Origin of the sequence: Limnofasciculus baicalensis BBK-W-15 (genome assembly GCF_024178385.1) — a bacterium.
Classification (GTDB): domain Bacteria; phylum Cyanobacteriota; class Cyanobacteriia; order Cyanobacteriales; family Coleofasciculaceae; genus Limnofasciculus; species Limnofasciculus baicalensis.
On record NZ_JAMZMM010000718.1, the window covers coordinates 1 to 1,271 of the forward strand.

At 41.9% G+C, this 1,271-nt stretch carries 3 protein-coding genes; all 3 read right to left on the reverse strand.

Translation table 11 applies throughout. The features are described from left to right. Positions 1-20: 20 nt before the first annotated feature. Positions 21-629 (reverse strand): hypothetical protein, encoded by a 609-nt coding sequence (locus tag NJ959_RS31000; RefSeq protein WP_254015356.1) that lies wholly within the window; start codon positions 627-629, stop codon positions 21-23. Beyond that, positions 619-1,032, reverse strand: a complete 414-nt coding sequence (locus NJ959_RS29695; RefSeq protein WP_254015357.1) for a response regulator — start codon at positions 1,030-1,032, stop codon at positions 619-621. Before NJ959_RS29695 ends, NJ959_RS31000 begins: the two co-directional genes overlap by 11 nt. Positions 1,033-1,066: 34 nt before the next feature. Further along, positions 1,067-1,271: hypothetical protein (locus NJ959_RS31005; protein ID WP_444881964.1), on the reverse strand; the 205-nt coding region annotated here is incomplete at its 5' end.

Below are 1,271 nucleotides of genomic sequence, written 5' to 3' on the forward strand. Positions count from 1 at the left end.
GTCTCCCCACTCCCCATTCCTCAAGGAATTAGACGATTCACACGACGATACAGAGGTTGCTCCTGAGCCATTGACAGAGCCATAAACAGGATATTTTGCCGTTCAATGGCGGGGAAATTAATCGTATAAATAATATTATTCTGCTCCCACATTACCGCCGAAAAGGGATAGGCAGGATTTTGCTCTGGGCCTTCGAGCAGATATCCTTCTACATTAGGGGCTAAAGTAATGCGATCGCCTTTTTCTTTATACTTTTGTAATTCCAGTTTAGCACTGACATTAGTTTTGCTATTCGCGGAAAAACTACCCAACAAACAGGGGTAAGCTCCGCGAGAGCAGGTAAACAGACTAACTGTAAAGCTAACTGGGGTTTCTGAGGGAAAAACACGGAGAATCAGGCGGCTTTCATCAATATCTAATAGTTTCCCCATCCGCAATTCTGCTGGCAAGCGTATCGCCAATCCCACGGGCAAGTTACTCTGAATTTCCTCTAAATGAGAGGTAAATACAGAAGCGGGACGAGCCAACACTATTGAAGGACTATTTAAAACTATTAAACACCCTTGAGCGAAGGCTCCTAACGATGTGGCAAAACTCCTATTTATTATTCCCCATTTCTTATTTTTCATTCCCAACTCCTGCTTTTGAAGAATCAGTTTCTATAAGTTTACTACAAGCCTCCATCAAATTTTTAGCATCAAAGGGTTTCGTCAAGTATTCTGTTGCGCCAGCTAGTCGCCCTTGAACCTTATCAAAAACTTTATCCCTGGATGTTAACATGACGATCGGCAAATCCCCAAATTGCGGCAGGCTGCGGAGCGTGCGGCATAGAGAAAATCCATCAATATCTGGCATAGAAACATCCAATAGTAAAATAGCAATCGGATGTTTGTACATTAAGGATAAAGCTTCCTCAGCATTATTGGCTACGAGGACATTGTAGTCGTTGCCTATTGATATTTTGATCATTTCCTGCATAACTTTGCTATCATCGACTGCAAGAATTGTTGGTTTATGAGTCTCTAAAGGCATACTTCCTCATTTGAGATGGAACCTGAAACTAAGGCTACAGATCAATTAATTTAGCTGTATTCGCCGGAGAGCAATTACCAAAAAAGCTGACGGTTACTACTTGACGCTCTCGCTGGAAGACAAGACGATTCCCGAAATTAAGCCAGATTTCAATAAAAACTGCATATTCGTTGGCATAACTGCACTCACTGTGGTTTTTCTCTTGACCGCGATCATAACGCGGCGATAAATATAAAAAA

Excerpts from the sequence above, each read along its gene's own strand:
- NJ959_RS31000 (WP_254015356.1), bottom strand. The coding sequence starts at position 629 with ATGAAAAATAAGAAATGGGGAATAATAAATAGGAGTTTTGCCACATCG.
- NJ959_RS29695 (WP_254015357.1), bottom strand. The coding sequence starts at position 1,032 with ATGCCTTTAGAGACTCATAAACCAACAATTCTTGCAGTCGATGATAGC.